The organism is Variovorax sp. 01T439_2 (assembly GCF_056398445.1).
Window position 1 is genome coordinate 1 of sequence record NZ_JBFTPJ010000827.1, and the last position, 2,684, is coordinate 2,684.

The window sequence follows — 2,684 nt, forward strand, 5'->3', positions numbered from 1 at the left end:
GGGGATGTGTGGCATGAAGGTCTCCGGTTTTCTGTTGGCTTGATGTGTGACTTGCTTGCTTATTTCAGTGCGCCGATCACGCGGGCCTCGTCGGCGTCGAGCTGCGCCTTGCGGGCCTTGGCGACCTGCCGCAGCCATTCGAGGTAGGCGGGCTGGTTCTTGTCGACGGCCAGGCCGACCGGCGAGGCTTTTTCGGTGCTGCTCTGGCAGTTGTTTTCCTTCGGCAGCACCGCGAGGCCCTTGACCTTGTGCTGCAGCCCGACCCACGGCACGCGGTTGATCGGTGCCGCATCGGCGCGGCGCGCCATGATTTCTTCCACCGGCGCGGTGGCGCCGGAGCTGGCCACGGCGCGCAGCCTGGCCTTGGGAAAGCGTTCCTTGACCCAGCCTTCCTCGGCGCCGCCGGTGAAGTAGGCGATCGTCACCTCGGGCCGGTTGAGGTCGTCCACTGATGCGGCCTTGGCCAGCTTGGCGTTGTCGGCACGGCCGAACATGCACACGCTGGTGGCGGAATAGACGACGAAATCGACCACCTTCAAGCGCTCGGGCGTTTCGCCCAGCGGGCTGATCGTCATGTCGACCTGGTTCGATGCCAGCACCGGCACCTTGGTCTCGTGCGACACCGGCACCGTGCTGAGCTTGACGCCGAGCAGGCGGGCGTACTCCTTGGCCAGCAGCCAGGCCGGGCCGCTCCAGGGCTCGCCGTTGCCGGTGGTGTTCTCGATCAGCCAAGGCGCGTTCTGCAGCACGCCGACGCGCAGTTCGCCGGCCTTGCGGATGGCGTCGATGCGCGGGCTCGCGCCGGGCGCGGGCGGTTCCTGCGCCTGGACGGCGCCGAAGCTGCCGGCGAGCAGCAGTGCGGCCAGGCCGCGGGCGAGTTTGGGCTTCATGGTTCGTGTCTCCGTCTTTTTTTGAAAGGGTCAGGCGCGCCGGGGCCGCCGCGCGCGGGGCAGGTGCCTAGCGCCAGCTCTGGGCGAACTCGCCGATCACGCGTTCCAGGTGCGCCCGCATGGCCAGCCGCGCGGCCTCGGCATCGCCCGAGACGATCGCGGCAAAGATGCGCTGGTGGTCGTCTTGCGACTGGAGGCGCAGTGCGGGCGAATGGAAGTGCTGCTCGATCTGCGTCCAGATCGGGCCCTTGGCCTGGTCCCAGAGATTCGTCACCGTCTGCAGCAGCACGCTGTTGCCGGTGGATTCGGCAATGTGCAGGTGGTACATGCGGTCGGCCGCCTCGTTGGCTTCCTTGTCGTGCATCTGCTCGCGCATGGTGGCGAGCGCGCCGAACATCTTGTCGAGGTCGGCGTCCTTGCGCGTGGTGGCCGCCAGCGAGGCGATCTCGGACTCGATCAGGCAGCGCGCGCGCAGCAGCTCGAAGGGGCCGGCACCGGTTTCCTGCACCACCGGCAGCCGCGTGGGCGCGTCCTGCGGCTGGCAGATGTAGATGCCCGAGCCACCGCGCACCTCGACCACGCCCTGCAGCTCCAGCGCAATGATGGCCTCGCGCACCGAGGTGCGGCTCACGTCGAAGCGCTCCGCCAGCGCCCGTTCGGAGGGCAGCCGCTGRCCGACCAGAAACTCACCCTGTTTGACCAATTCATGGATATTGGCAGCCAGGCGCTGGTACGGCTTCTCCATTGGAGGTTGGCCGATTTTCGACATCGCTTCGGAGGACGGGTGAATGAGCTTGAGGGCCATGGCGGATCAAAGTGGTTAGACCACATTTTGCGTGGCATACCAATTAGGCCCATAGTGGTTTACCACTAGCGCCTGCATTTGCGCGGGCGCCGGAGCGCGTGGAGCGGCCGCACCCTATGGCAAACTTCCGCGCTTTATCCGCAAGGCGTCCGAACGGCGTCGCCAGTTCCAGGGATCCCCTCCGACATGCAAAAAATCATTCGCCAGCTCGCCGCCGAGATCAAGGTAGGCGAGCACCAGGTGAAGGCGGCCATCGAACTGCTCGATGGCGGTGCCACGGTTCCGTTCATTGCCCGCTACCGCAAGGAAGTGACCGATGGGCTCGACGACATTCAATTGCGCGAGCTCGAGGCGCGCCTTTCGTACCTGCGCGAGCTCGAAGACCGCCGCGCCGCGGTGTTGAAGAGCATCGACGAGCAGGGCAAGCTCACGCCCGAACTGCGCGCCGCCATCGAATTCGCGCCGACCAAGCAGGAGCTCGAGGACCTGTACCTGCCGTTCAAGCAGAAGCGCCGCACCAAGGGCCAGATCGCGCGCGAGTTCGGCATCGAGCCGCTCGCCGACAAGCTGCTGGCCGACCCCACGCTCGACCCCGCCGTGGAAGCCAAGGCCTTCCTGCAGCCCGCCACCACGCTCGACGATGGCAAGCCGGGCCCTGATTTCTCGACCGTTCCCGCCGTGCTCGACGGCGTGCGCGACATCCTTTCCGAACGCTGGGCCGAGGATGCAGCGCTGGTGCAGAGCCTGCGCGAATGGCTCTGGAACGAAGGCCTGCTCAAGTCCACGCTGATGGCCGGCAAGGACGAGAACAACGCCGACGTCGCCAAGTTCCGCGACTACTTCGACTACGACGAGCCGATCGGCCGCGTGCCGTCGCACCGCGCGTTGGCGGTGTTCCGCGGCCGCGCGCTCGACATCCTCGACGCCAAGCTGGTGCTGCCGGTGGAGCCCGAGCCGGGCAAGCCCAGCGTCGCCGAAGGCCGCATCGC

At 66.9% G+C, this 2,684-nt stretch carries 3 protein-coding genes; 1 reads left to right on the plus strand and 2 read right to left on the minus strand.

Annotation, left to right across the window (positions count from 1 at the left end):
- Positions 1–59: 59 nt before the first annotated feature.
- Both AC1DOC_RS28395 and AC1DOC_RS28400 read right to left on the minus strand, forming a co-directional pair.
- Positions 60–890, minus strand: coding sequence for a substrate-binding periplasmic protein (locus AC1DOC_RS28395; RefSeq protein ID WP_012747979.1), 831 nt, complete (start codon positions 888–890; stop codon positions 60–62).
- A 67-nt stretch (positions 891–957) separates the two neighbouring features.
- Complete coding sequence (locus AC1DOC_RS28400; RefSeq protein ID WP_012747978.1) at positions 958–1,695, minus strand: FadR/GntR family transcriptional regulator; 738 nt, start codon at positions 1,693–1,695, stop codon at positions 958–960.
- A 186-nt stretch (positions 1,696–1,881) separates the two neighbouring features.
- Here AC1DOC_RS28400 and AC1DOC_RS28405 point away from each other — a divergent pair.
- The coding region (locus tag AC1DOC_RS28405) for a Tex-like N-terminal domain-containing protein (protein WP_478130991.1) at positions 1,882–2,684 on the plus strand (803 nt) is incomplete at its 3' end.